27 protein-coding genes and 2 pseudogenes are annotated in these 26734 nt (G+C 63.9%); 9 read left to right on the top strand and 20 right to left on the bottom strand.

The genetic code is table 11. The annotated features are described in order from the left end of the window. Positions 1 to 26: 26 nt before the first annotated feature. The 3 genes and pseudogenes from XH79_RS24530 to XH79_RS24540 form a co-directional block, all read right to left on the bottom strand. Complete coding sequence (locus XH79_RS24530) at positions 27 to 1139, bottom strand: alpha/beta hydrolase family protein (RefSeq protein ID WP_271583237.1); 1113 nt, start codon at positions 1137 to 1139, stop codon at positions 27 to 29. A 277-nt stretch (positions 1140 to 1416) separates the two neighbouring features. After that, positions 1417 to 2388 (bottom strand): SDR family NAD(P)-dependent oxidoreductase, encoded by a 972-nt coding sequence (locus XH79_RS24535; RefSeq protein ID WP_271583238.1) that lies wholly within the window; start codon positions 2386 to 2388, stop codon positions 1417 to 1419. A gap of 139 nt (positions 2389 to 2527) precedes the next feature. After that, positions 2528 to 3436: pseudogene (locus tag XH79_RS24540) on the bottom strand (dihydrodipicolinate synthase family protein). A gap of 328 nt (positions 3437 to 3764) precedes the next feature. Between XH79_RS24540 and XH79_RS24545 the strand changes: the two are divergent. Continuing rightward, positions 3765 to 4004, top strand: coding sequence for a hypothetical protein (locus XH79_RS24545; RefSeq protein ID WP_027547402.1), 240 nt, complete (start codon positions 3765 to 3767; stop codon positions 4002 to 4004). Positions 4005 to 4159: 155 nt separating this feature from the next. Here the strand turns inward: XH79_RS24545 and XH79_RS24550 are convergent, their stop codons facing one another. Further along, positions 4160 to 5134, bottom strand: coding sequence for an alpha/beta fold hydrolase (locus XH79_RS24550; RefSeq protein ID WP_271583239.1), 975 nt, complete (start codon positions 5132 to 5134; stop codon positions 4160 to 4162). Between the two features lie 193 nt (positions 5135 to 5327). Between XH79_RS24550 and XH79_RS24555 the strand changes: the two genes are divergently transcribed. Further along, positions 5328 to 5879 (top strand): TetR/AcrR family transcriptional regulator, encoded by a 552-nt coding sequence (locus XH79_RS24555; protein WP_271583240.1) that lies wholly within the window; start codon positions 5328 to 5330, stop codon positions 5877 to 5879. Between the two features lie 500 nt (positions 5880 to 6379). On the opposite strand, the gene XH79_RS24560 is transcribed toward XH79_RS24555, so the two are convergent. From XH79_RS24560 to XH79_RS24575, 4 genes are all read right to left on the bottom strand, one after another. Continuing rightward, the gene (locus XH79_RS24560; protein ID WP_271583241.1) at positions 6380 to 6925 is read right to left on the bottom strand and encodes a class II aldolase/adducin family protein; all 546 of its coding nucleotides are present in this window, start codon (positions 6923 to 6925) and stop codon (positions 6380 to 6382) included. A gap of 16 nt (positions 6926 to 6941) precedes the next feature. Then, complete coding sequence (locus XH79_RS24565) at positions 6942 to 7775, bottom strand: NAD(P)-dependent oxidoreductase (protein ID WP_271583242.1); 834 nt, start codon at positions 7773 to 7775, stop codon at positions 6942 to 6944. 285 nt (positions 7776 to 8060) lie between these two features. Beyond that, positions 8061 to 8438: a 4Fe-4S dicluster domain-containing protein gene (locus XH79_RS24570; protein WP_271583243.1), complete on the bottom strand. Its 378-nt coding sequence runs from the start codon at positions 8436 to 8438 to the stop codon at positions 8061 to 8063. Then, a complete protein-coding gene (locus tag XH79_RS24575; protein ID WP_442869970.1) occupies positions 8435 to 8749 on the bottom strand; it encodes a hypothetical protein in 315 nt (104 codons plus the stop codon). The genes XH79_RS24570 and XH79_RS24575 overlap by 4 nt, the downstream gene beginning before the upstream one ends. Here XH79_RS24575 and XH79_RS24580 point away from each other — a divergent pair. Further along, positions 8719 to 9163 (top strand): annotated as a pseudogene (locus XH79_RS24580) (Lrp/AsnC family transcriptional regulator). The gene XH79_RS24575 and the pseudogene XH79_RS24580 overlap by 31 nt on opposite strands. An 852-nt stretch (positions 9164 to 10015) precedes the next feature. Here the strand turns inward: XH79_RS24580 and XH79_RS24585 are convergent. The 3 genes from XH79_RS24585 to XH79_RS24595 all read right to left on the bottom strand — a co-directional run bounded on the left by XH79_RS24585 (position 10016) and on the right by XH79_RS24595 (position 12796). Then, complete coding sequence (locus tag XH79_RS24585) at positions 10016 to 11002, bottom strand: peptidyl-alpha-hydroxyglycine alpha-amidating lyase family protein (RefSeq protein WP_271583245.1); 987 nt, start codon at positions 11000 to 11002, stop codon at positions 10016 to 10018. Positions 11003 to 11041: 39 nt separating this feature from the next. Beyond that, positions 11042 to 11713: a 4-carboxy-4-hydroxy-2-oxoadipate aldolase/oxaloacetate decarboxylase gene (locus tag XH79_RS24590; RefSeq protein WP_212337775.1), complete on the bottom strand. Its 672-nt coding sequence runs from the start codon at positions 11711 to 11713 to the stop codon at positions 11042 to 11044. A gap of 96 nt (positions 11714 to 11809) precedes the next feature. After that, positions 11810 to 12796, bottom strand: a complete 987-nt coding sequence (locus XH79_RS24595) for a LysR substrate-binding domain-containing protein (RefSeq protein ID WP_212337773.1) — start codon at positions 12794 to 12796, stop codon at positions 11810 to 11812. 186 nt (positions 12797 to 12982) lie between these two features. On the opposite strand from XH79_RS24595, the gene XH79_RS24600 reads away from it, so the two are divergent. From XH79_RS24600 to XH79_RS24625, 6 genes are read left to right on the top strand one after another with little or no spacing between them, the layout of a single operon-like run. Continuing rightward, positions 12983 to 13741 (top strand): SDR family oxidoreductase, encoded by a 759-nt coding sequence (locus tag XH79_RS24600; protein WP_212337771.1) that lies wholly within the window; start codon positions 12983 to 12985, stop codon positions 13739 to 13741. Positions 13742 to 13788: 47 nt separating this feature from the next. Beyond that, positions 13789 to 14250: an acetyl-CoA carboxylase biotin carboxyl carrier protein gene (locus XH79_RS24605; RefSeq protein WP_271583246.1), complete on the top strand. Its 462-nt coding sequence runs from the start codon at positions 13789 to 13791 to the stop codon at positions 14248 to 14250. Next, positions 14250 to 15605, top strand: a complete 1356-nt coding sequence (gene accC, locus XH79_RS24610; RefSeq protein ID WP_271583247.1) for an acetyl-CoA carboxylase biotin carboxylase subunit — start codon at positions 14250 to 14252, stop codon at positions 15603 to 15605. Before XH79_RS24605 ends, accC begins: the two co-directional genes overlap by 1 nt. Further along, positions 15602 to 16264: a 5-oxoprolinase subunit PxpB gene (gene pxpB, locus XH79_RS24615; RefSeq protein ID WP_271583248.1), complete on the top strand. Its 663-nt coding sequence runs from the start codon at positions 15602 to 15604 to the stop codon at positions 16262 to 16264. The genes accC and pxpB (XH79_RS24615) overlap by 4 nt, the downstream gene beginning before the upstream one ends. Beyond that, entirely contained in the window at positions 16261 to 17238 is a 978-nt protein-coding gene (locus XH79_RS24620) for a biotin-dependent carboxyltransferase family protein (RefSeq protein ID WP_271583249.1), read from the top strand. The genes pxpB (XH79_RS24615) and XH79_RS24620 overlap by 4 nt, the downstream gene beginning before the upstream one ends. Then, positions 17229 to 17636, top strand: a complete 408-nt coding sequence (locus XH79_RS24625; protein ID WP_271583250.1) for an acetyl-CoA carboxylase biotin carboxyl carrier protein — start codon at positions 17229 to 17231, stop codon at positions 17634 to 17636. Before XH79_RS24620 ends, XH79_RS24625 begins: the two co-directional genes overlap by 10 nt. Here the strand turns inward: XH79_RS24625 and XH79_RS24630 are convergent. From XH79_RS24630 to XH79_RS24670, 9 genes are all read right to left on the bottom strand, one after another. Beyond that, positions 17629 to 18396, bottom strand: a complete 768-nt coding sequence (locus XH79_RS24630) for a LamB/YcsF family protein (protein ID WP_271583251.1) — start codon at positions 18394 to 18396, stop codon at positions 17629 to 17631. The genes XH79_RS24625 and XH79_RS24630 overlap by 8 nt on opposite strands. A 35-nt stretch (positions 18397 to 18431) precedes the next feature. Then, positions 18432 to 19409 carry a biotin-dependent carboxyltransferase family protein gene (locus tag XH79_RS24635; protein WP_271583252.1) on the bottom strand — a complete coding sequence of 326 codons (978 nt, stop codon included), beginning with the start codon at positions 19407 to 19409 and terminating at the stop codon, positions 18432 to 18434. Further along, positions 19406 to 20173: a 5-oxoprolinase subunit PxpB gene (gene pxpB / locus XH79_RS24640; protein WP_271583253.1), complete on the bottom strand. Its 768-nt coding sequence runs from the start codon at positions 20171 to 20173 to the stop codon at positions 19406 to 19408. The genes XH79_RS24635 and pxpB (XH79_RS24640) overlap by 4 nt, the downstream gene beginning before the upstream one ends. A gap of 166 nt (positions 20174 to 20339) precedes the next feature. Then, entirely contained in the window at positions 20340 to 21434 is a 1095-nt protein-coding gene (locus XH79_RS24645) for an ABC transporter ATP-binding protein (protein WP_212337757.1), read from the bottom strand. Positions 21435 to 21445: 11 nt separating this feature from the next. Beyond that, positions 21446 to 22510, bottom strand: a complete 1065-nt coding sequence (locus XH79_RS24650; protein WP_245003409.1) for an extracellular solute-binding protein — start codon at positions 22508 to 22510, stop codon at positions 21446 to 21448. A gap of 29 nt (positions 22511 to 22539) precedes the next feature. After that, positions 22540 to 23343 (bottom strand): ABC transporter permease, encoded by an 804-nt coding sequence (locus tag XH79_RS24655; RefSeq protein WP_212337755.1) that lies wholly within the window; start codon positions 23341 to 23343, stop codon positions 22540 to 22542. Continuing rightward, a complete protein-coding gene (locus XH79_RS24660) occupies positions 23343 to 24164 on the bottom strand; it encodes an ABC transporter permease (RefSeq protein ID WP_271583254.1) in 822 nt (273 codons plus the stop codon). Before XH79_RS24660 ends, XH79_RS24655 begins: the two co-directional genes overlap by 1 nt. A gap of 332 nt (positions 24165 to 24496) precedes the next feature. After that, complete coding sequence (locus XH79_RS24665; RefSeq protein WP_271583255.1) at positions 24497 to 25699, bottom strand: pyridoxal phosphate-dependent aminotransferase; 1203 nt, start codon at positions 25697 to 25699, stop codon at positions 24497 to 24499. After that, a complete protein-coding gene (locus tag XH79_RS24670; protein WP_271583256.1) occupies positions 25692 to 26495 on the bottom strand; it encodes an SDR family oxidoreductase in 804 nt (267 codons plus the stop codon). The genes XH79_RS24665 and XH79_RS24670 overlap by 8 nt, the downstream gene beginning before the upstream one ends. Positions 26496 to 26734 lie beyond the last annotated feature (239 nt).

Consider the following 26734-nt stretch of genomic DNA (forward strand, 5'->3'; position numbering starts at 1 on the left):
ATAACAACCTAAAGCGCGCGAGGCGCTCAGGCGCCCCGCCCGGCCTCGAGCCGCGTTTCCAGCCAGTCGAAGATGTATTCGTTGGCAAGGCTCGGATTGTCCGCATGCGCCTGCGCCGCGCCGGTCTCCGCCGCGGTGAACACCTTCAGCGCGACGTCGGAGCTGCCGAGGCGGGATTTCTGGACGATCTGACGCGCCCGGTCGGCCTTGAGCCAGCCATCCTCGCCGAGCGTGATCAGCACCGGACAATCCGCGCTGGAAGCCATCAGCGGCGAATGCGGCACCGGGACGATGCTGAGGTCGCTCACCGCGAATCGGCTGGCGAAGAAGGATCGTTCGTGCAGATCCCACAGGCCGCCGTCGCAGACTGCCGCAGCCAGCCGCGGCTCCTGCAGCACCGCGCGCGCCACGAAGGAGGAGCCCCACCCGTCCGCCACGATGGCGACGCGGTCGAAATCGACGTCGCCGCGCGTTTCCAGATAATCCATGACGCTCGCAATCGAGCTCTCGAGGTCGCGGCGCTGCAGAAGCGTGTCGGTGTAGTCGTCGCGCTGGTCGCCGAGCAGGTCGAGCGCCAGCATCGACAGTCCGCGCTCGCGCGCATGCGGCGCGAGCTTGAACAGGAATTCCTCCTTGCGGTGCCCGGGCTCGCCGATGCAGATCACGGTCGGCGCCCGTCCCCGCGCCGACGGCGCGGGCAGCAAGTAGCCCTGCAACGCATGATCCTCGACCCAGGGAATGGTCACGACCTCGCCGGCCGGCGCGCGCGCCGTGAGATAGCGGCGGGCGCACTCCTGCATCGCCAGCACCGCAACCCAGCGGCGCTCGTCGGCCGGATCGAGCGGCATCGCCGCAGCACCGTAGTAGTTGAGCGCCCGCAGCCAGTTGCGCTGAGCGGTGGCCATGTGGCCTTCCGCGAAGGCGGCCTCGGCACGGTGGCGATTGGTCCGCGCGAGCCTCTTCCACTCGCGATGCCAGGATTGCTCGTCACCCCGCTTGAGCTGCCGCGCGATCATCAGGCATTCCGCGATCGTGGCGCCGCCTTCCTGGGCCGCGGTGAGGAGCCGCGTGAACTCAGCGGAGATGTCCTCTCTCTCCGGGCAAAGGATCCAGTCGTCGGAGAGGCATGCGGGCGTCATCGGGAGCTACGCTCTGTCATCGCGTTACCCCTGATTGACTAAACTATTTCGGTTCCCCAACCAAGCTGCCGTGCGCCGAATGAGAGCCGTTGGACATCACCATCGCTTGAACGATGCTTGAACGACGGGCCACGTCGCATGCGTGACATTCCAATTCGTCATGAGGCTGTGAACAATGGCAGGAGGTGGCACGTCAAATGAACCTGCGCACCTCTTGCCATGACGATCATCATACCCATATTCGGGCGCCTTCATTGACCGGCGCAGCCAGGCAGACTCAACCGAGTCGCCAGCCGACCTCCTGGGTAAAGCTTTCGTAGAAGGCGCGGTCATAGGCCTGCTCCGGCGTGGCGCGGACACGCTCGTCGAGGCGCCTGGCATCCTCACCCACGAGGATGCGCCAGCGCTCCGCCTTGACCCCGTCGAGGATGATCTTCGCGGCCTGCGCGGCCGTTGTCGGCGCGTCCTCCAGGAAGCTGCGGGCGCGCTCGGCGAACGCCGCCTGGATGTCCTCGTCCGACATCTTGTCGGCATCCGGCACACCGGCGGCAACCATGCGCTTGCGGGTCAGGGCGACCTCGTCGGCGTTGAGCCGCTCCGAGCCGTCGGCGCTTTGCACCTTGCGCGAATTGGAGACGATCGAGGTGCCGATATGGCCGGGCATCACCACCGAGCATTTGACGTGCGGGGCGTGCAGGCGCAGGTCGTTGATCAGCGCTTCGGTAAATCCCTTCACCGCGAACTTGGCCGAGCTGTAGGCGGTGTGCGCCTGGTTCATGCCGATCGAGGCCCAGAAGCCGTTGACGCTGGCGGTGTTGACGATGTGGGCCTCGTCGGCCGCGACCAGCATCGGCAGGAAGGTGCGCACGCCGAGATAGACCCCGCCCCAGCAGATGCTGAAGGTGCGCTCCCACTGCTCGCGCGTGTTGGTGAACAGGCTGCCGCCACCGCCGATGCCGGCATTGTTGAACAGGAGATGGATCCTGTCCGTCTCCTGCTGCTCGGCGAGCTCGTCGCGGAAGCGCTTGAGATGATCCTCGATGGCGACGTCGGCGACATGCGTCGTGACGCGCAGGCCCTGCGGCAGCTTCTCGACCTCACACAGCCGTTTGGTCTCGGCCATCGCGGCCTCCGAGACGTCGCACATCGCGACATTGCAGCCCTCGGCAACGAGCTGCCGCGCGAGCTCGCGCCCCATTCCCGTGCCGCCGCCGGTGATGACCGCGATCTTTCCAGCAAAATCCTTCATGGGACTTTCGGCCCCTCCCCTTGTCGGTATGTTTCTTCATCGCTACGCGCTGACGCGCGGGCAAAATGTAGCAGCGCCGCATCCGCAGGTAAAAGCGGATCGGCGCTGCCGTTCGACGTCGGTTATTTCGGCCGGCGGATTATTCGGCCGCCTCACTACGCGCCCCGTTCAGCGCGCCGAGGCCCTCCAGCGCCTTGCGGATTGCGGCCTGCTGCGTGGGCGATGCCTCCGGCATCGGCGCGCGCGGATACGTTTTCGGCAGGCCCTGGAGCGTCTATGCGTAGCGCGTGCAGGCCGGAAGATTGTCGGCAATGACCGCATTCCACAGCGTCAGCAGCTTCTTGTGCAGATCGAGCACGCGCGGATGGTCGCCCGCCTTCACCGCATCCCACAGCACGACGGAGGCATGCGGTGCCGCGGTCAGGATCGCGGCGATCGAGCCATGGGCCCCGAGCGTGTAGGACGGATACATCAGGGCATCGACGGCACTGTAGATCAGCTTGTCGGGCGCCATCATCATGAGGTCCGCGAACAGCTTTAGATCGCCCGCGCTCTGCTTGACGCCCACGACCAGCGGCACCTCGGTCATGATCCGCGTCAACAGCGCCGGCGACAAATACGACCACGGCACCACGTTGTAGATGATGATGGGCATGCCGGTCTCGTCCGCCATGGCGCGGAAATGCGCGACCATCGCCTCGTCGTCCGGCTTGAACAGGTAATGCACCGGCGTGACCTGGAGCGCTGCGACATCCATGTCGCGGACGAGCTTGCCGCGGCGGATCGCATCGCGCGTGGAATCGACGATGATGCCGGCGATCACGGGAATGCGTCTCTTCACCGCCGCCACCGTCGCAGCCACGAGGTCGCGATATTCCTCATGGTCGAGCGTGTGGCCCTCGCCGGTGGAACCGCCGGCCGCAACGCCGTGCACGCCGGCACCGATCATCCAGTCGACCTGGGGCGCCACGAGCTCAAAGTCGATCTCGCCGTCTTTCCGGAACGGCGTTGTCATCGGCGGGATCACGCCGGTCGGTCGTACCTTCATGGTCCGCCCTCGCGTTTCCTGTGGTGCTGCGGCAGCCCCGCTCTTTTGGCGAGTGCCCGCAACTTCACGAATCGTATCGGCCGTGCGGGCCTTGTGAAGTGGCTCATACGCGGCGCTGCCCTGACAATCGATCATTCCTGGGTGTTTTGCTGCGGGTTCCCCGTATTTGTCCGGATTCGGGTTAATGGCAATTTTTTACAATCCGAATCGTCAAAGGAAGGTGGACGCTAGGTCGAGTCGTCCGGGTCAGCGTGTTGTTTGTGTCACAGGCTCTGGCACTCCGCTTGCATCCTCTTCGTGGTCTGAAACTACCGATGAGGTGACTGGAATGTTCGTGACCGTCGTTGCCGTGCTCTGCCGGCTAGGTGCATCTGCCTCGGGCGCTTGCGTCGAGGAAATCGTGACCGACAGCAACATGACGCCCGAAATGTCGATGATGCAGTGTGCGATCGGTGCACAGGCACCGCTGGCAAAATGGATGGGCGAGCATCCGATCTATCACGCTAACTGGCGCCTCGAGCGCTACAAATGCGTGCCGGGTCACTACGAGATCAAGGGCCACGCCTGAGGGCCCCGCAAAATTACTGGTACCGGGTCGACGGATACCAGGACGACTGATCTAGGAGGAAACGCCCCGGGGGTCGCCTTATCCCTCCGTGCGGGCACCGCCAGCGCCGGACCGATCGCGGCGGCGCGCTCTGTGACGATGATCACGCCACATTCCTAGCCAATCTCGCGCACGATGATTGCACGCGCCCGCCGTCCCTCCGGCGTCGGCATCAGCGCATAATTGTGCGGCTGGTCCCGCAACAGATGCAGCTCGACCGACACGCCCACCGCCCTCGCCCGCTCCGCGAGATCGACGCTATCGGGATAGAGCAGATCGCGCGTGCCAGCGAAGATCGTCATCGGCGCCAGCGCACGAAACGCGCCGTTGAGCGGACTGACGAAGGGATGGCCGACATCGAGCTCGCCGGCATAGAGCCGTCCCGCCTCGACGATCCCCGGAATGTCCTGGATCGGATCGCGCGCCGCGATCGCAACCTGCTCCGGACGGCTGACCGACGCATCGGCTGCGGGCGAGATCAGCACCAGCCTGCTTGGCTGCCGATGGCCGCGATCGCGCAGCCACTGGCAGGCCGCGAGCGCGAGCCCTGCGCCAGCGGAATTGCCGACCACCGTGACCTTTGCCGGCCCGGCGTCCTCCAACAACATGCGTAACAGCTCCGCCGTCGCCGGCACGACATCCTTCGCGGTCGCGCGCGGCGCAAGTGGATAGATCGGCACGACGCAGCACACGCGCGCCTGCCGCGTCATCTGTCCGACGAAGCGCCAATGCGCCGGCACGATCTCGTTGATGTAGCCGCCGCCATGCAGGAACATGACGTAGTTGCAGCCTTCGTGTCCCGACGACGGCGCGGTGTAATAGACCGGCCAGCCGCCCATCTTCGTCAGCGTCGCCTCGACGCCGCGGCCAAGTCCCGTCGGCTCGAACGTTACAGGCTCCAATGCGAGCCTCTGCACGTGCGCCTGCACGGCTTCGGCTGATGCGAGCTGCTGCTTGTAGGGAAGCTGCCGCAGCAGCAGGTTGAAGGCGCGGCTTTGCAGGCTTGGCGCGGGATCGCGCCGGGCCGGTGGACTGAACGCGCAACCGCCCGGGCAAAACTGCAAGGCCGACACGATCCTGGCAACGCTCATGGCCACATCCCCATCTGTCTCTTTCGAAACGGCGACGAAGAGACTTGCCGACCCGCCGCCACTTTCCGATATAATGCGAGCATTCACTCGCTTTTCCTACTCGCATTCAGATCACAAGGCCGTGGCCCGCAAACCGTACACAAAACCCCGGAAAAATGCCCTGCAGCAGTGATCCCGCGCCACCGTCGACGCATTGGTCGAGGCAACTGCTCGCATTCTGGTCAAGGAAGGTTTTGAAAAGGCCAGCACCAACCGCATCGCCGAAATCGCCGGCGTCAGCGTCGGCTCGCTCTACCAATATTTTCCGAGCAAGGAAGCGCTGGTCGCCGCCGTGATCGATCGCCACAACGAGGAGATCATGGGCCTCGTCCGCACGGCGCTCCTTGAAGTCGCCGACCTCCCGATCGACAAAGCCGTGCGAAAGCTCGTCACCGTCGCGATCGACGCCCACCGCATCAACCCGAAACTGCACCGCGTGCTCGCCGAGCAGATCCCCCGCACCGGCCAGCTCAAGGACGTCGAAGCCTTCAACCGCGAGGTCCACACTTTGGTGCGCACCTATCTCGAAAGCCGCCGCAGGGAGATGCGCAAGGTGGACGTCGATGTCGCAACCTTCATCTGCGTCAGCGCGATCGAGTCAGTCGCGCACAACACGGTGTTGAACCATGCCGAGATGCTGACGGAGAAGATTGTGAAGGTGCTGGTGGACGAGACGACGAGGATGGTGGTGGGGTATTTGAGGTAGGTGGACGATCGCTTGCGATCGGCGCTACGAAGCTTACGACGAGGGCACCGGACACCACCTCGCTGCGATGGCCGTCATCAGCGACGCGCTCCTAGATAGACCTTCGATGGCATGAATCTCGAGTTTCTGTCCCTTCGGGATAAGCACGGGCCGTTGTTTTCTGCTTATCTCTGACGGAGAAAGTTTCTTTTGGAATGCGTGATTAGCTCGTGGGCTTTATGTTCTTGCGCTAGTCAGCGCATTTTAAGATGATAATCCGGACAGAACGCCCGAGCGCCCGATGAAAACAGGACAAAGCAAAAGTCAGTTGAATGCTGGTGGTTTAAGACGTCAAGATAGTAGACACGGCCCGCGGCCGCGACATATCCACTGTTCGCCTTAGTTCCGAGGTCCGTGACATCCCGAGCGCTGTCTCTCCAGCACATGAGTCGTGACCGCGGTGTCCTCAATCTAGATCGCGAGGATAATTTCCGCTGAGCGAGCTCTCGTGCGCGAGTGAATCAGTTGCTGCACCAAGAGGTCGACCCGCAAGTCGCAGCAACCATAGATTGCCTTTCTGTGTTGATTTGAAGTGAGGTACGGAATATGGGCGGCCTGAGGCACGTTGTCTCCCTTATCTTCATGTGTGTCAGCGGATCGAGCAGACGGCCGAGGGCCGACCAAGCCTTGCCGTAGGTCGAGTGGGTGTGGGCGGCCGCGATCACCTCCGGATGCGCGGCGTGGATCGCCGAGTGGATCACGAAGCCGGCCTGGTTGATCGGCTTGTCGCCGATCAGGATGTTGCCCTCGTGATCGACCAGCTGAAGGTCGGACACCTTGATCTGGCTGAAATGCTTTGACAGCGGGTTGATCCAGAACCGTTCGGGAAACTCCGGATCGCGCACGGTGACATGGCCCGCGAGGCCCTGATCGTAACCATAGCGCGAGAACAAGCGAAATGTTGCGGCAAGCCGCTGTTTGCGGTGCAGCCGCTCTTCCTCGAATGTCGCGGCCGGCGTGCGCTCGACCAGGGAGTATTTCTTGGGCCTCTCGACGACCTTGTTCATGGATGCGACTCCTTTTCTAGTATTCGAGGTTCTTGTCGAAGACGTCGGCCAGCGCCACGCCATGCGCATAGGCGTCGAGGTTGACCAGGGTCTTGTCGGCCAGCCGCTTGGCATCCTCGCCACCCGTCCATGACACGTGCGGGGTCAGGACGACCTTGGGATGGCTATAGATCGGATCGTCCTCCGGCGGTGGCTCGGGATCGGTCACATCGAGCGTCGCGCCGGCAATCCGTCCCTCATCGAGCGCCTGCAATAGGGCGCCCTGATCGACGATCCGTCCGCGCGCGACGTTGATCAGGTGCAGCGATGGCTTGGCGCGTGCCAGCACGTCGGCGTTGATCAGACGCGCCGTCTTCGTCGTCGCCGGCAGGGCGAGAACGAGATGATCGGAAACCTCGACCAGCTGCTCGATGCTGTCGACAGGCTGAATGCTCGGGAGGACATATGGCCAGCCTGAGCGCCGCAAAACCCTGATGTTGACACCGAACGGCTTGATACGCTCGACAACGGCACGGCCGATCGCACCGAGGCCCGCGATCCCGATGGTCTTGCCGCTGAGCGAACCGAGCGGAGCAATCTTCCATTGTTCGCGGTTGCGCGGACGGATGTCGTGGATGCGCTTTTCGAAGCCGAGGATCGCCGCAAGGACATATTCCGCGATCGGATCAGCCGAGATGCCACGGCCGACCGTAACCACGGGACCGTCGAGCAGCCAGGCCGGAAAGAAATCGACGCCGGTCGAGGCAGTCTGGATCCAGCGCAGGCCAAACGGCCAGCCGGCGCGGGCGCCTTGTGCCAGCCCGCCAGCGGCCGCGTCAGCAGAACGTCCGCCTCCGGAGCGATCTCCCATGGCGCGCGATCGGCGGGGTGATCGATGATCAGCGGACGCGACCAGTGATCGGCCAGGACGGCGCGAACGTCCGGCCCAAGCTGATTGACGATGATCGGCGATCGCACGCTGGTGGTGGCGTTCTTGCTTTCAATTCGGGGAGAGTTCATGTCTTGCAGCTTTACGATGGCAATAGCGAGGACATGCTAGGCGCTCAGACCAAGATAGTCTTTTCAAAGATCGCCGCTGTCCTGCAACAACAGGGCGACGCATCTCGGCACGACATAAGAGTTCGTCTCTCTGGACTCACTTCGTGCGGATAACGTCAGCCGACGTCGGCTTCGCCGTGGCCCCGCCGGCGCGACGGAATACGGTTTCCATCAGCCATTGCTCGTTAGGGAAGCGATCGGACCATTCGTCCCAGCCGGAATGCTTGCGGTATTGACCGAGGCGGCCGGAGGCCACCACCTCGGTCTCGTCGACGGCGACACGGCGGTCGCAATCGGGTGCGACGTAGATGGCGTCGGCCTGACAATAGAGCTCGCACATGAAGCAGGTCTGGCAATCCTCGACACGCGCGAGGATCGGCAGGCCGCCTTGCCCGGCGTCGAGCACATCAGCTGGGCAAACCTCGATGCATGCCCCGCAATCCGTACAGCGGTCCGCGACGATGAGTTCGATCATGATGCCGCCTCGAGCTGACCGGTCTTGGCGTCCGCAGGAGCACCATCGACCGCGACCCAGACCTGGTCCAGACCGCCACTCAGCAGACGGACTGCAAGCCCGGAATCCCGTGAAGGGAAATCCTCGCGGCGATGAAGGCCCCTGCTCTCCTTACGTGTTGCCGCCGTGGCGACGGACCAGCGCGCTGTCGCCAATAGAGCCGCCGTCTCGCGCGAGGCGATTGTCCCTGTGTCTGCGTGATCGGCCAACTCGGTCCACAAGCCCTCGAGCACGTGTGCAGATGCTGGCGGTCCTCCAGGAGGACGCCTCACTCTCGGTTGCGGAAATCGGCGACCGCGTCGGCTTGTCCTCGACGCCGTGCTGGAAACGCGTCCAGCGGCTGGAAGCCGATGGCGTGATCCTGAGACGGGTTGCCCTGGTCGATCAGAACAGGATCGGGCTTGGCCTTTCGGTGTTCGTCTCCGTGGAGAGCTCCGACCTCGGATGCCTGGCTGAAACGCTTTGCCGAAGCCGTCAGCGCCATGCCCGAAGTGATGGAATTCTACCGAATGGCCGGCGACGTCGACTACATGCTGCGAGTCGTGATCCCGGACATGCAGAGCTACGACGTGTTCTACAAGAAACTGATCCACGCCGTGCCGCTGAAAAACGTCACCTCGCGCTTCGCGATGGAGAAGATCAAGTCGATCACGGCGCTGCCGATTCCGCCCGTTGCAGCGGAATAAACGCTACGGCGAGCCTACACCACACGACAAATTCACCGATGCGTACCGAAGCATCCCCAAGTGACGCCGCAAAACACTTCGCCTCTGATTAGACTAGGGTGCTTCGTAAGGGGTGACACCTCTATCAGCGGACAGTTGCTATCGCCTGTCGCCACGCCATGTGTCCCCTGCTCTCAGACATCGTGTGTCCTGTGACTTGCTCGAAGGGCGCCTCGATCCACTTTTTGGATGCTTGCCCGCACTGGCCTTGATGCGATTTTTCTTGATCTCCCGGTGCACACGTCGTGCACATGCCGCCCTCTAACCATTTGAAAAGCTTGAACTCTCGCTCCGATCCATCATGAGGGCCGTGGAAAATCTGCGATCTAAATTATTCATTCTACAGAGATATTTCGCTTCCGATCAATCCTATGCGCAATTGGACCGATGGAGAAATCCGGTTTGACAGCGCTTCTGCCGCCAGGCCCTTCTAGGGCCATATATGCCTGAATTGGAAGCGAAAATCACATCTTCGGATTTTCAGTGCACACATCATGGACGGGATCAAGGCGTGCGGGTTGGGGGCCAAAATCACCGGACAAATTCGCCGATAGCGCACCAACGCTTTCCTAATCGACGGCGCTGCGAATCCTCGCGTTTCTGGTTGGACTAGAGTGCGCGGTGAGGGTTAGCGTCGGTATCAGCCGACAACTTTGCGGGTTCCGCCATCGGCAGAGGGACTATCTACGGTGGAGAAGATCAAGGCAAACCGGCTCGTTTTGCGCCAAGAGCCTCTGCCCCCGAGCGTCAGTATACCCACAGCACAACCCGGCAGCCGGACGCGCGCCGGCGTCGAGAAGTCCGACCAGTCGTTTAGGCTCGCCTCTCAGCCACCCGCTCCAGCTTCTGCAGGCAACGCGAGGTGCGGACCAATTCCGGCATGTCCTCGTCCGGGAAGTTCGTCTTCCAGTCGGTGACACCGACCTCGCCAACATACATGTCGCCTCTGGAGTCCAGCGCGATCCCATGCGGCGCGAGGAACTTGCCGCTCGCAAGACCGGGGCCGTCCTCGCCGCCGAGCCGCGCGATGCGGTTGCCCTTGGCGTCCACGATCGACAGCCGCGGGCCGAGATTGGGCACCTTGCGGTTGACCGGCATGGCGGGACCGAGCTCGCCGATGACGAAGGTGGGGTTCTTAGCCCCGCCGCAGCAGCACAGCGCACACGGCCGGTGCAGATTGTTCCACTGCGTCTCGTACTTGCCGTTGCCGTCGAACACCTGCACGCGATGGTTCTCGCGATCGGCGACATAGACCCAGCCATCGGCATCGGCGACGATATTGTGCACGATATTGAACTGGCCGGGATCAGTGCCGGGCGCGCCCCAGCTCCTGATCAGCTCGCCGTCCGGCGTGAATTTGTGGATGCGGGCGTTGCCGTAGCCGTCGGAGACATAGATCTCGCCCTTCGGCGACAAGGCCGTGTGGGTGCAGCGATGGAAGGGGTCGCCGCTCATGAACGGTGCGGGCCTTTCGGGGACGCCGATCGTCAGCAGCACCTTGCCGTCCGTCGTGCATTTTCGCACGGTGTGGTCGCCGTCATCGGTGCAGTAGAGATTGTCGTCGGCATCGATGTGCAGGCCGTGGGCGCGGGAGAACAGCCCCTCGCCCCAGCTGCGCAGGAAATTGCCGTCGCGGTCGAACACCACCATCGGATGGGCGCCGCGGTTGAAGACGTAGATGCGATCCTTGCTGTCGACGGCGACGGAGGCGACGTCGGTGAGCTGCCAGCCATCCGGCAACTTCGCCCAGTTATCGACGACGCGGTAGCGATGCTCTCCAGAGCCGAGAATGGCTGACACCTGATCTCCCATCACTGCGTCCGTGCGGCGCTTGTCCCCTCAGGCGAAAGTGCAGCCCTTGGATTCGAGCACCTTGCCGATGCCGGAGAGCTCGAGAATGTCGCCGCCGGCCTTGAGCGCCTTCATCACGCCGGCTTCCTTGTCCTCGCGCGCCGCCGACTTGGCGCAGACATCGGCGATGTTCTCCTTCGGCACGATCACGACGCCGTCGTCATCGGCGCTGACGATGTCGCCGGGGCGGACGGCAATGCCGCCGATGACGATCGGCTGATTGATGGTGCCGAGGGTCTCCTTGACGGTGCCTTTCATGCAGAGGCCGTAGGAGAAGACGTTGAAGCCGGTGTCACGCACCGCAAGACCGTCGCGAACGCCGGCATCCGTGACCAGCCCGACGATGCCCTTGGCGACGCAGGCCGTCGCCAGCACCTCGCCGAAGCCGCCCTGCTCGGGATGATCGCCCGCGCTCACCACGAGCACGTCGCCGGGCTTGGCCAGCGAAATCGCCGTGATCAGCATGATGTTGTCGGCCGGATGGCAGCTCACCGTCAGCGCCGGTCCGCAGGCGCGCATGCCGGAATAGATTGGCTTGATGCGGGAGGTCAGCGCGCCCGAGCGCCCCTGCGCCTCGTGCAGGGTGGACGGAGGAAACTTCTTGATGCGCTCGACAAGCTCGGCGGCGGGCCGGTCGAATGTCCTGATCACATGCACCATGATAACCTCCTTGCAGTCGCGATCTCCGTTACACCTCCATAACCAACCGCCTTGGGGCGGCAAATTCAGATTTTAGGATTGCCGCATCGTGTTTCGTTATGGCTCGTCCTTCGGCCCATCCAGAGGCGACGTTGGGGCACCCGTGGCGATGGCGGTCGAGCCGAGATGGATACCGAGCGGTCCCCAGGTCTTGACGATGATCTCGAGCAGGATCTTGTAGACGGCGAATGCGGCATCGGACAAAGCAGCGTTATCGGAAATGCAGAGCGACATCTGTTGCGAGGCCGACGGCGCGTCGATCCTCCGAATGCAGAGTTCGTCGAGGTTCGGCAACTCCTTTGCGATCGACATCGGCAGCACTGCCGCCCCCACGCCGGCCGCAATCGCCGAAGAGAGGGTCGATTGGGAATGGATCTCGGCGACGATGCGCGGGCGGAGTCCGACCTCGGCGCAGACCCGCTCGACCGTCTGCCGCAGGAAGGATTCCCGATATGGCAGCAGCAGGTCGAATTGCGCGACCTCCGCCGCCGAAACGTCCTCCGGAGGCATCTGCACCGGATACATGCTGCGGGGTACGACAAGATAAAAGTACTCGCGCATCAGCGGCTTGTAATCGAGACCGGTCACCGGGCGCTCGCCATAGAGGACAGCCATATCCATGCTCCCCTTCAGCATCATCTCGCTGAGCATGACCCCGGAGCTGTCGTAGATGTGCGGCACGATGCCGGGATAGCGTTCGCGTACCTGCATCAGCAGCGGGGTCGCCAGCAATGCCGCCGAGCTGAGCGGGGCCAGGCCGATCGTGACGTTGCCGGTCAGCTCCGGCTTGTTGTCCAGAATGGTGCGCCTCGCCTCTTCGATCTGCCGCTGGATCGACTTGGCATAGCGGTAGAGGATTCGTCCGGCCTCGGTGGGCTTGACCCCGCGGGCGCTGCGGTCGAGCAGCTTGCACTTGAAATCAACCTCCAGGCTCGCAATGTGCTGGCTCAGGGCCGGCTGCGCGACATTCAGCACCTTCGCCGCGCTCGTCATGCTGCCGAGATCCACGACCTTGATGAAGGCCTCCAAGCGTTTCGTATCCAATACGGCGTCTCCGGATATCCCGTCAGGGAGCAATGCAGCAGCGATAGGCTGAAGCTATGGGATCAGAAGGAATTGTTCTTACCACTGGGAACCTGAGGGGCCTATAGCTAGTGCTGAACTCGTCCGCCGCTCGCGTTGCAGCCGACGCCACCAGCGGGTTGGACGGTAGCAGAGGAGCCCTCGCGGATGGGATTTTCGGACTATCGGACGGCCCTGGTGACGGGCGCATCCTCCGGAATAGGAGCTGCGACGGTTCGCCGCCTGAGTGCGGAAGGGCTCGAAGTCTACGCCGTCGCCCGCGACGCCGCTCGCCTGAGCGCCCTGTCGGCGGAGACCGGATGCCGCACCTGCGCCGTCGACATCAGCGACCTCGACGCGCTTGCCTCATTGGCGAAGTCGGCCGAGTTCGACGTCCTGGTCAACAATGCCGGCCAGTCCCGGCGCGGCAATATCCTGGACACCACGGCGGAGGATGTCGACGCCCTCATCGACGTCAATCTTCGCGCGGTCCTGCATCTGACGCGGCTGGTCGTGCCCGGCATGGCGCAACGCGACCGCGGCCATGTCGTCAACATCTCCTCGATCGCCGGCCACTACGCATTCGGCGGCGGCAACACCGTGTATCACGCCACGAAGGCTGGCATTCACTCGCTGTCGCAGCAGCTGCGCGTCGATCTCTACGGGACCAGGGTTCGCGTCACCGAGATTTCGCCGGCGCGGGTCGAGACCGAGGTTTTCGGCCGGCTGCTCGGTGACCTCGCCGAAGCCAAACGTCGCTTCTTCGACGACTATGATTCGCTTCAGCCCGAGGACATCGCCAATTCGATCGCGTTCGCGGTTGGGTCGCCGGCGCGCATGAATGTCGCCTTCATGGAAGTCCTGCCGACCCAGCAGGTCGTCGGCGGCCTCAATTTTGCACAGAAGAGCCGGCCGCCTGCGGAGTGACGCATGAACGCCCCGAACTCGACAGGCCTGCAACGCGGAACGTGACTGTGGACCTCGCCAAAATCGAACAACTCGTCGATCTCGTTACGCGCTCCTCCATCGCGGAGCTGGACCTCGCGCAGGACGGCACCCGCATCCGCATCCTCAAGCGCGCGTCTGCAGAAGCGCCCCCGGCCTCGGCGCACCATGCAAACCGGGTCACGGTTGAGGCCGCCGCCACGCTCGATCACCAGGAACGCGCTGCTCCCGAGGCCACCGCCGACATTGTCGTGCCCGCGCCGATGCATGGCATCTTCTACCGGGCCGCGGCGCCGGACGAGCCGCCGCTGGTCGAGGTCGGCGCACGGATCGAGGTCGGGCAGAAGATCTGCATCATCGAAGCGATGAAGACCTTCATCGATATTGCCGCCGAGGCGCCCGGCGTCGTGCTCGCGGTTCTCGCGGAGAACGGTGAGGAGATCGCAGCGGGTCAAGCCCTGTTCCGGATCGGTCCTGCGGGTTCATCCTGATGTTCGACAAGGTCCTGATCGCCAATCGCGGCGAGATCGCGCTTCGCATCCAGCGCGCCTGTCGGGCGATGGGTCTCAAGACAGTCGTCATTCACTCGGAGGCGGACCGCGACGCACGCTATGTCGCACTCGCCGATGAGGCACTCTGCGTCGGGCCGGCGCCGGCGAGCAGCACCTATCTCAACGTTGCGGCGATCCTGCTCGCAGCCGAGGTCAGCGGCGCCCAGGCAATTCACCCCGGCTACGGATTTCTCTCGGAGAGCGCGGAGTTCGCCGATCGGGTCGCGCGCGCCGGTCTCACCTTCATCGGCCCGCCTGCGGACTGTATCCGGACCATGGGCGACAAGGTCGCAGCCAAGCGCGCGATGCGGCTGGCGGGCGTGCCTTGCGTGCCGGGGCCGGACAGCGCCCTGCCCGATGATCCGGCCGAGGTGCGCGCGATCGCGCAGGACATCGGATATCCCGTCATCATCAAGGCTGCCGGCGGCGGCGGCGGACGCGGCATGCGGATCGTGCGCAGCGAAGGCGCACTGGACGAGGCGCTGGCGCTGACCCGCGCGGAAGCCAGCAAGGCCTTCAAGAACGCTGCTGTCTATATCGAGAAATTCCTCGAAAAACCCCGCCATATCGAGATCCAGGTGCTGTGCGACCAGCACGACAACCATCTCTGGCTCGGCGACCGCGACTGCTCGCTGCAGCGCAGGAACCAGAAGGTGGTCGAGGAAGCTCCCGCGCCCGGCATCGACCGCGCGCTGATCGAGCGGGTGGGCGCAAGCTGCGTCGAGGCCTGCCGGCGGATCGGCTATCGCAGCGCCGGCACCTTCGAATTCCTTTACGAGGACGGGCAGTTCTTCTTCATCGAGATGAACACGCGCGTCCAAGTCGAGCATCCCGTCACCGAGATGACGACGGGCATCGACATCGTCAAGGGGCAAATCCGGATCGCGCAAGGCGAGCCGTTGGGCATCGCGCAGGGCGACATCGCCTGTGTCGGCCATGCCGTCGAATTCCGCATCAATGCCGAGGACCCCACCAGTTTCGCGCCCTCGCCCGGCACGGTGACGCGCTGGGATGTTCCCGGCGGCATCGGCATCCGCTTCGATTCGCATATCACCGCGGGCGCTACCGTTCCCCGACACTATGACTCGCTGATCGGTAAGCTGATCGCCCACGGCGGCACCCGCGAGGAGGCCCTGGCACGCGCGCGCGTCGCCTTGTCCGAACTCTGCGCCGAAGGCATCCGGACCAATGTGCCGTTGCATCAGGCGATCCTCGCCGATCCCGCGTTCTGCCGCGGCGGCTACGACATCCATCATCTCGAGCACTGGATGAATGCGAAGGTAGCCGCGCCATGACCACGCCGGACCGGCCGCGGATCAGCCTGCTCGGGACGTCGGCGCTCCTGTTCGAGGCGCCCGGCGCGTTCGACCTGCCGCATCAGCGGCGCATCTGGGCGCTGGCGGCCACCGCGTCGAAATGGCCTGATATCCGCGAGGCCATTCCCGGCATCACCAACATGATGCTGACCTTCAAGACCCCTCCGCGCGAGCTCGACACCCTGATCGGGGCGCTCAACGACGGCTGGGACGCGGCGGACAGCCTCGCGATCGGCGGCCGCGAGATCAGGCTGCCCGTCACCTATGGCGGCGAGATCGGATCGTCGCTTCAGTCCGTCGCCGATCATTGCGGCCTGTCCGTCGACGACGTGGTCTCGATCCATGCCGCGCCGCTCTACACCGTGTTCGCGCTCGGCAGCCATCCCGGCTATTGCTATCTCGGCGGCATGGACCCGCGCATCACCATGCCGCGGCGACAGACGCCGCTGCAACGCTCCGCGGGCGGCTCGGTCTCCATCGGCGGATCGCAGACAGGTATCTCCGCATCGCCCGGCCCCAGCGGCTGGCACGCCATCGGGCACACGAGCTGGACGTTCTTCGATCCGTCCTGGCCGACGCCAGCCGCGCTCGCACCGGGCGACACGATCCGCTTCGAGATCGAACGGGTGATCCGGTGATCGAGATCCTGTCAGTCACGGGGCCCGCCAGCGTCCAGGATCTCGGCCGCTTCGACCAGTATCGCTTCGGGGTCGGCACGTCGGGTGCGATGGACGATGTCGCGCTGCGTGCCGGCAACATTCTTGTTGGCAACGACGAGAACGCCGCCGGCATCGAAATCCCGATGCTGCCGTTCAAGCTTCGTTTCGGCCGGGGCATGGCCTTTGCGCTCACGGGCGCCGATGTCGAGGCCGAGATCGCAGGACGCGTGATCCCGCCATGGTGGCGGTCGCACGCCCGTGCCGGCGATATCTTGACCATCAAGGCAATGCCCCGCGGCGCACGGCTCTATCTGACCGTTGGCGGCGGCATCGACGTGCCCATGGTGCTGGGCTCACGCAGCACGCAGTTTCGCGGCGAGTTCGGCGGCTGGCGCGGACGGCCGCTCCAACCAGGCGACATCCTGCCCTGCGCCGTGTCGACTTCGACCATCGGCGAGCTCGGGGTCGAGCCGGCCGAGATCACGCTGGCGCGGCCGAACACCGGCGCGGACGAGACCATCGTCAGGGTCGTGATTGCCGGCGAGTATGACGGGTTCGACGCCGCCACGCAGGCGCTGTTCTGGTCCAGCAGCTGGAAGATCACGCCGCAGAGCAACCGTTACGGCTACCGCCTGCAAGGCCCCGCCGTGAAGCCGAAGGCACCGATCGAGAAACGCTCGCACGGCATCGTCCCCGGCGTCATCCAGATTCCGCCGAACGGACAGCCGATCATCCAGATGCGCGACGCGCAGACCTCCGGCGGCTACCCGAAGATCGCAACCGTAATCCGCGCCGATCTGTGGCGCGTCGGGCAAGCGCGGCTCGGCAGCAAGCTGCGGTTCGAGCAAACTGCTTATTCCGATGCGCTGGCAGCCGAAGCCGAGATGTCGGTCTATCTTGACCGGCTCAGGACCAATGTGCGCCTTGTCGAGGAGAGCAGAACATGCCGATAGAGCTGACCGATATCGCGCGTCTGGCGCAGATCCTCGAAAGGTCCGGGGTGGACACGATCGAGATCGAGGAGCCCGGCCAGTCCCTGAAGCTCGTCGTCGACACGGGACCGCGAATGGCCGTGTCACCGACGCCGACCGTCCCTACCAAAGACCATTCCGTCATCGCCAAAGCCGAAGTCGCAGGGCATTTCCTTGCGGCTCATCCCTGGCGGGACAAGCCGCTCGTCGCACAGGGCCAGCGCATCGAGGCCGGCGCGATCGTCGGCCTCGTCAAGATCGGGCTCTTGTATGCGCCCATCGTGGCGCCGGCCGCCGGCACCGTTGACGCCGTGATCGCGGAGCCTGGCGCTACGATCGGCTACGGCACACCGGTCGTGCGCATCCGCACGCTCAGTTGAGCAGGACGGTCGCGGGCGTGACTTCGCCGCCGCCCTGCTCGATCACGCGGCGTACGGTGCCGGCGAGGTTGACCGATCCGGGCGTGTCGCTGTGGATCAGGATCGAGCGCGCCTCGACCTTGATCGACTTGCCCTCGATGGTCTGCACAGTTCCGCTGTCGAGGAAGCGCTTGACCCGCTCGGCCACCGCCTCGGTGGAGGTGATGACCGAGTTGGGAAGCTTGCGGGACACCAGGTGGCCGTGCTCGTCATAGGCGCGGTCAGCCAGGAACAGCGTGAGGATGCGCAGGCCCACCTTGCGCGCGGCACGCACGATCTCGGCGTCAGGCTGCGAGAACACGATGAAATCGCGATTGATGGTAGCAATCGCACGGGCAACGACATCGGCCATGTCGGGGGCGGCATTGACCATGTTCCCCATCGCGGCGTGGAAGCTGACATGGGTCACGCGATAGTCCGCATTGGCCGCGATCGCCTGCAAGGCGCCGATCTGATAGACCATATGCTTCTCGAGCTCGGCGGCGTCCATCTGGATCACGCGGCGGCCAAATCCGAGCAGGTCGGGCAGGCCCGGATGGGCGCCGACCTCGACCCCCTTCTGCTTTGCCAGGCGAACCATGCGATCCATGATGATGGGATCGCCGGCGTGGAAACCGCACGCGACGTTGGCCGACGAGATGATACCCATCAGCGCCTCGTCGTCGCAGATGCGATAGTTGCCAAAACCTTCGCCCATGTCCGAATTGATGCCGATTTTCATGTTCGTACCCTGCTCTTGTTATTGTTGACGTCCACTCAAAGCGCTCGATAGAGATCCGCGGTCGCGCGCAGCTTCGCAAGATAGTCGCTGACGGGAGCCATGGCCGCGACCGCGTCCTGATAGCTCACCTCACTGAAGGCGATGACCGATCCCGGTGCCGCCTGGCCGAGGCGCCAGAGGTCGGCCTGGATCACGGCCGCCATCTTCGGATAGCCACCGGCCGTATTGGCATCGCTCATCTGGATGATCGGCTCGCCGGCCGGCGGCACCTGCACGACGCCGGCCACCACACCGTGTGAGCGCATCTCGACCGGCGCGTCCAATGTCAGCTTGCCGCCGGCGAGGCGGTAGCCGCCTCGATCGCTCTGAGCGCTGATCTTCCATCGCGTCGACCAGAACGTCGCCTGCATCGCCTCGGAAAACAGGTCGTACTCGCCTGCCCGCATGACGCGTATCCGCAGCACGCGGTCATCCGCTGGAGCGGCACCTTCGATCGCGACATCCGGCGGCACGACGCCGAAGTCGAAGCGGCCCTCGCCGCTGTGCGACGAACTCCCGATCGGCACGACGTCGCCCGCCCGCAAGGTACGGCCCTCGAGCCCGCCGAAGCCGCCGCGTACATGCGTGCTGCGCGAACCCAGCACGCGCGGAACGTCGATACCGCCGCCGAACGTCGTGTAGACCCGCGCACCACGCCGCGGCGCGGTGATCGCGAGAACGTCGCCCGCCTTCGCCCGCGTGCACCACCATGGCCGGACGGTTGATCCCGCCAGCGTCGCGTCGTGATCGGCGCCGGTGAGCGCAAAGGCGGTCTCGGTCGAAAAGCGCAGGCGGAACGGAAAGGTCTGAATCTCGATGCCGGCCGAATTGTCGTCGTTGCCGAGCAGCGCATTGCCGGCGGCGAGCGCGACGGGATCCATGGCGCCCGAGGTGCTCACGCCGAAACGGCGCGCGCCGTGGCGGCCCAGGTCCTGGATTGTGTTGAAGGCGGGGCTGGTCAGGATCTCGATCATAGCTCGATCCGATCGATCCTGAATTTGACACGGTCGCCCGGAAGCATGAGCGAGGGCTGCTCGGATTTCGGATCGAACATGGCGATCGAGGCCCAGCCGATGGCATTCCATCCATTCGGACTTGTCAGCACCGCAACACCTGTCTGCATTCCGCCGATGGTCACCGAGCCTGCGCGCATGTTGAGCGAGGGCACGGATTTGCGCGGCGTGGTGATGCGCGGATCGAGGCCGTGGAGATAGCCGAACCCCGGCGAGCTCGCGACGGCACAGACGGTGTATTCGCCTTCGCTGTGAATCCTGATGACGTCGCGCTCGGACAATCCGGCGCGCTTCGCAACCGCCGGCAGATCGAAGCCGATCTCACCGCCATAGACCACGGGAATCTCGATGAGCTTGCCGTCGGCCTTGCGGCCGGGCACACGATGCCACAGCTCGACGATCGAGGCGCTGAGCATGCCGATATCCGCCGGCGGCTGCTCGAATACGAGCATCACATTGGTGACGCCAATGACGGCCTCCTGGACATTGGGCCAGGCGGAAACCGCATCCGCAAGGGCCCAGATGCGGCCCTGCTGCACCAGGTCGAAATCACCCGGTGCCTCGACCAGCATCGCAAGCGTGCCGATCAGGCTGATCTTCGGGCTTTTCTCGATCGTGCCGACAAAAGGCGCGTTGGGCTGATTAATCGACAAAAGGGCCTCGCTGGTCGAACGCCCGTGGCGCCGCCGCCCCTGAAGCGCGATGAGATTTGGATGAATCGTCATCGCGCTCCAGGTTGTTGTTACGCATGATCTTTTCGGAAAACCGCTTCGCACTTTTCCGGATCATGCTTTAGATCTAGCCAAGCGGCACAAGCCGATCCAAGACGATGTTCGTCTGCGGGTATAAGGGATGTCGATTGCCGGCCGGACGTCGCACTCGCCTCCGATGTCAGTGACGCGCAATGACGTGATTGCTGGGCGACTCCCAGCGAGCCACGACCTCTTCGCCCACCGCGTATCGGAGCCCGGCCTGCTGCGACTGGTTCTGCTCGAACACGATGATCTGGCCGCCACTCGGCGTCTTGAGATAGTAGTGACTGACGAACCCGCGATAGATGGCCTGGTCGACGCGCGCCGTCACGCTGTTGGCGCGTTGCGACGCCGGGCTTTGGCCAGCGCGCTCGACCACGATCGCCTCGGGCCTGATCGAAACCATCACGTCGCTGGCCGACGACGGGATCTGATCGACCTGAAGGCTCAATTCGGGCGAGACACGAATGACCGCTCCGCTTCCGTTGCGCTGCTCGACGGGCCCCTGAAACAGATTTGACGCGCCGATGAACTGCGCGACGAATTTCGAGGCCGGACGCTGGTAGATTTCCGTCGCCGAACCGACCTGCTCGAGCTTGCCGTCGCGCATGACCACGATCTTGTCGGCCATCGTCAGGGCCTCGTCCTGGTCGTGGGTCACCATGACGGTGGTCAGGCCGAGCCTGCGCTGAAGCGCGCGCAGCTCGACCTGCATGCTCTCGCGAAGCCCCTTGTCGAGCGCCCCGAGCGGCTCGTCGAGCAGCAGCATGGCCGGCTCGATCACCAGGGCGCGCCCCAATGCGACGCGCTGCTGCTGGCCGCCGGAGAGCTGCGCCGGATAGCGCTTGCCGAAGCTGGAGAGCTGCACGAGGCTGAGCGCCTCGCCCACCTTCCTTGCGGCATCGGCCTTGGATATCCCGCGCATCTCGAGGCCGAAGGCGATGTTCTCCTCGACGGTCAGATGAGGAAACAGCGCGTAGTTCTGGAACAGCATCCCGACATTGCGCCGATGCACGGGAACATCGGTCATCCTCTTGTCGTTCACGAAGACGTCGCCGGATGTCGGGCGGATCAGCCCCGCGATCATGCGCAGGCAGGTCGTCTTGCCGCATCCGCTCGGACCGAGCAGCGCCACCATATGGCCGGGCTCGATCGTGAGCGAGACGTCGTCGACCGCAACGGTGCGGTTATATTCCTTGCTGAGGCGGTCAAGCCTGACTTCGGAAGACCTCATGACAGCCTGTCCTAGCTCGTGAACACCTGATTATAGCGCTCCAGCCACGGACCGCGGCGCGGAACGATGAACTTCCAGTCCGGCGTGAACAGTCCGAGATCGGTTGCCTTGGTGTCGGGATAGGCCAGGAACTTGGCCGTCTCCGGCTTGAAGTCGATGCCGCCGACCGAGGGCGCGCTGAGTGTCTGCTCGGACAGCATCTTGGCGACCGAAGGCTCCAGAATGCGGTTGATCAGGGCACAGGCGAGCTCCGGCTCGGGTGCATTCTTGACCAGCGTCATGCTGTTGATGCCGGTGAAGGCGCCCTCCTTGGGGAAGGTCATGTCGATCGGCATGCCCTTCGCCGTGTGCGGATAGATCGCCTTCGAATATTCGATGCCGCCGATGGTCGCCTGGCCCTGGGCCACCTGGAGCACCTGCGCCTCGCTGTCGTAGATCGTCAGGACATTGGGCTTGAGAGCCGCGAGCTTGTCCCAGCCGCTGTCGACCAGGTACTGCGCTTCCTGCAGCGGCTTGCCTGTCGTGAGCGCCGTCGCCACGATGAGCATCAGCACGCTCTGGGTGTTCTTGGGCGTGTTCAGCAGGATCTGCTTGCGATATTTCGCATCGAAGATCTGCTCATAGCTCTCGAGCGGCTTCGTCACCTGCGGATTGATGAACATGGCCGCGCTCGAGATCGAGAAGCCGACGCCGTAGCCATCCTCGAACAGATAGCGCTTATAGACCTTCTCGAGGTTGGGAATTTTCCCGGCATCGAGCTTGTCGATCAGCCCTTCCTGCTTGGCTTGGGGGATGCCGACATCGTCCATCATCATCATGCTGAAGCGCGGCGTGTCGCGGGTCGCGCGCAGAGCGGCGATGTTGGAGAGCGTCGCGCCTTCGATCGTGAAGACGCGGCACTTGAACTCGGCCTCGAACTTCGGAATGACCTCCTTCTGGATCAGCTTGCCCAGCGCGGAGTTGTAGACGCCGACGTGCAGTTGCTTGGCGTCCTGCGCCCACGACCGGCTGATGATCGTCGGGAAAGCAACCGCGGATGCACCGGCCTTAATGAGAGTCCTACGTGTCAGCTTCATGGGTCCAATCTCCATCTAACCAATGCACATCAGGCAGCCAGCGCGCGGCGAAGGCCGACCAGTTTCTCCAGCAGCAGCACGCCGACCATCGCCATCAGGATGATGATCGTCGACATCGCCGGCACGGAAGGGTCAAAGACGTTGACCAGTTGCCGCATCAGGACGAGCGGCACGGGCGAGTACTCCGAGTTCGCCAGCCACATCGTGACCGGGTAATTGTCGAAGGACACCATGAAGGCGAACAGGCCGCCGGCGGCGACGCCCGAGGCGATCTGCGGCAGCGTCACGCGCCAGAAGGTCGTCAGCCGGTTTGCGCCGAGGGTGCGCGCGGCATCCTCCAGGTTCTCATCCACGAGCTGAAGGCTGGTGACGACGGTTCGGATGACATAAGGCGACGTCACGACCACGTGCCCGATCAGGAGGTTGAGCCGCGCATCCTGCGAACCGAGCTTGGTCAGCACCTGAAGCAGCGCCAGGCCCGTGACCAGCGCCGGAAAAATCAGCGGCGACAGCAGGAATCCCTTGATCGCCGCCAGACCGAAGAAATGGCCGCGCACCAGCGCGAAGGCCGCAGGCACGCCGAGCAGGAGCGAGCCCGCCGTGGTGCCGAGCGCGAGCAGGATGCTCAGCCGCATCGCCTCGAGGAAGTCGCGGTCCTGCAGAACTTTGGCGTACCATTTCAACGTGAAGCCCTGCGGCGGGAACGTCACGAAATAGGAATCGGAGACCGACACCGCCATGACGAGAAGCAGCGGCGCCAGGATGAACAGCATCATGCCGGCCGTGATGCTGTAGAGGATGAAGGCGCCGAAGCCGGAAAACCGCTCGTCCATCACTCGGGCCTCCTGAGCCGCCGGCCTTCCAGAAGCCACATCGAGACGCCGTTCACCGCAAGGACGAGGCCGACGAGAACGACGGCGATCGCGGCGCCGAACGGCCAGTCGTAGACGACGAAGATCTGCTGCTCGATCAGATTGCCGAGCATCACCGCCGAGGCACCGCCCAGGATCGCCGGAATGACGAAGGAGCCGGCGGTGAGCGAAAAGACCAGGGTAAAGCCCGCGACGAAGCCGGGCATGCTCAGCGGCAGCGTCACCCGAAGGAACACCTTCCACCATGGCGCGCCTAGCATCCGGGCTGCATCTTCGAGGTTGGGATCGATCTTGCCGAGCGCCGAGGCCAGCGGCAGAACCATCATCGGGAAGAACACGTGCAGCGATCCGATGACGACGGCGGCCTCGGTGTAGAGGACCGATATCGGCGCGTCGACGATGTGCAGCGACATCAGGATCCAGTTCAGCATTCCTTTCGGACCGTTCTGAAGCACCAATTGCCAGCCGTATCCGCGAACGACGACGCTGACGATCAGGGGCGCGATGACGATCAGGGTAATGATGCGCGTGACCATCGGACGGCTTTTGACCATCACCAGGGCGACCGGATAGGCGAGCACTGTCGCAAGCACCGAGGTGACGATGCTGATCCGCAGCGTGGTCCAGAGCACGCGCGCGTAGAGCTCGACGTTGACCAGACGGGCGTAGTGCGCCAGCGTGAACGGACGGCCGATGATGCCGCGGCTGTCCTGGGTCTGGATGCTCGAGAGCAGCAGCCCGAGCGCCGGATAGAAGAAGAAGTACGTCAAGAACGCCAGCATCGGGATGGCCAAGAGCCCGACCGGCAGAGCCAAGCGCCACCGCGATGCCCGCCGGGTTGCCGGTGGAGTTTGAACAGCTAAGACTGCCACCGCATCGTCGCTGGTGGTCATCGCTGGCCGTCCTCGACTGCTCGATACCAAGGCAACACCCCTCTTTGCACAAAGCTTATGCGTCGACATCCTACAGGACCAAGAACATCTTCGTTTAGGGGCATCAGGAAGGATTATGACAATTGGTTCGGCATCCTGCTCCGATCTTGGTCGACGAATGCCGCTGGCTGCATCTTTCGTTCTCCGCCGAGGGCCAAGCCTCCTGACATATCGACGTCCGGTCAGCGCAGGCTTTCGCAGAAGCTCGCGATACGCCGACAGCCTTCCTTCAGCGATTCGGTATCGGTCGCGTAGGAGATCCGGAAGTACGGGCTCATGCCGTAGGCGCCGCCCGGTACGGCTGCGACGTGCTGTTCTTCCAGCAGAGCCGAGATGAAGTCGGCATCGGTTTCCAGCCGCCGACCGCCCTTCGTGATCTTGCCGATGCAGCCGGCGATGTTCGGAAACACGTAGAAGGCCCCTTGGGGCTTGTGGCAGGTGATGCCCGGAATCTGATTGAGGAGCTTGACCACCAGATCGCGCCGATCGCGATAGATGTCGGCGCGCTCCTTCAGGTAGTCCTGCGGTCCATCCAGCACCGCGACGGCCGCTGCCTGGCTCACCGTGCAGATTCCGCCGGTCGCCTGACCGTGGACATTGTTCATCGCCGCAATCAGGTCCTTGGGACCGCCACAATAGCCGACCCGCCACCCGGTCATGGCGTAGGCCTTGGACGCGCCGTTCACGGTCACGACGCGATCCTTCAGCTTCGGCTCGACCTCCGCGATGGTGCAGAACTCGAAACCGTCATAGGTGAGATGTTCATAGATGTCGTCGGTGAGAATCCAGACGTCGGGGTGCTTCAGCATGACGTCGGCGATCGCGCGCATCTCCTCGCGCGTACAGGCAGCGCCCGTCGGATTGTTGGGAAAATTCAGGATCAGCCACTTCGTCCGGGACGTGATCGCCGCATCCAGGTCCGCCGGACGAAGCTTGAACTGGTTGTTCTCCGGGCAAGGCACCGCGATGGGCGTCGCCTCCGCCAGAAGAACGATGTCCGCATAGGTGATCCAGCCCGGCGCCGGAATGACGACCTCGTCGCCGGGATTGCAGGTCGCGAACAGCGCGTTGAAGATGATCTGCTTGCCGCCATTGGCGATCAGGATCTCGTCGAGGGCGTAGTCGAGATTGTTCTCGCGCTTGAACTTGCGCTGGACCGCGGTCCGCAGCGCAACAGTCCCCGGCTGCGCCGGATACTTGGTATCGCCTGCGAGGGCAGCCCGATGTGCGGCCTCGATCGCATGCGGCGGCGTCGGAAAATCGGGCTCGCCGGACGACAGGCCCACGATCTTGACGCCCGCATCCCGCAACTCGCGCGCCTTGTCCGTCATCGCCGCCGAGGCCGACACCTTCACGGTCTTGAGGCGGTTTGCGAGTTCAGGCATTGTCAGCTCCACTTCTCATGTCTTTCAAGCGCGCAGCCTCGGATCGGCTCGCAAATCGCAGTTCGCCGACGACCTGGAACGTGGGTACGACCTCGATCATCGCGACATTCATCCGCGCCGGCGATCCCACCGCGAACGCAATGGCATCCGCGACGTCTCCGGACTGGAGCGTCTCGAAGCCGCCGACGAAGCGGGCATCCGGATTGTCGGCGGCGTTCTGGTTCTGGAAGATGCTCGTCGCCACGCGCCCGGGCGAGACTTCGGTAACGCGAACGCAGGTGCCGTAGAGATCGACGCGCAATTGCTGCGACAACGAATGAACGCCGGCCTTCGTCGCGTGATAGGCCACGGATGAATTGAATGTCGTGGCGTTCTCGCCGAAGGCATAGTGGCCGGCGATCGACGAGACATTGACCACGTGGCCGCGGTTGCGTCGCGCCATGCCTGGTGCGATCAGCCGCGTCAGGTGCAGGACCGCCCGCAGATTGACGTCGACCAGCGTGTCGACATCGTCGGGCGCTGTATCCAGGATATCGCCGCGCCGCGACTGGCCGGCATTGTTGACGAGAACATCGAATTCGGCCGAGCTCGCAAGGCGCTCCAAGGCGTCGCGATCGTTCACATCGACCGCACAAGCGTGACATCCCGTCTCGGCCGACAGGCTGGCCAGCCGGCGAACGTCGCGCGCCAACGCATGAACCTCGAGCCCCTCGGCGCGGAGGCGCCGAACCGTCGCAGCCCCAATACCTGAGGACGCGCCCGTCACCAACGCCGTTCGGTAGTCCGAAAATCCCATCCGCAAGGCTCTCTTGCAGTCAGCCAGAGCGGCGGAAAGTTACGTGCGGAGATTGGCACGCGCATACAGCGGATTCGTTCTGCCCTCATAAGGACATCCAATATCCCGCCGAAACTCGCCGGGCGCGCGAGCCATAAGCACACCCGATGCAGGCAGAGTGAATTTCTCTTACTCGTCGCCGCGCGCATCCCCTTAGATTTCGCGATGCGCTTCGCTCAGCCATGGGAGACGGACTAGGG

This window comes from Bradyrhizobium sp. CCBAU 45389 (genome assembly GCF_028128625.1).
Classification (GTDB): domain Bacteria; phylum Pseudomonadota; class Alphaproteobacteria; order Rhizobiales; family Xanthobacteraceae; genus Bradyrhizobium; species Bradyrhizobium liaoningense_B.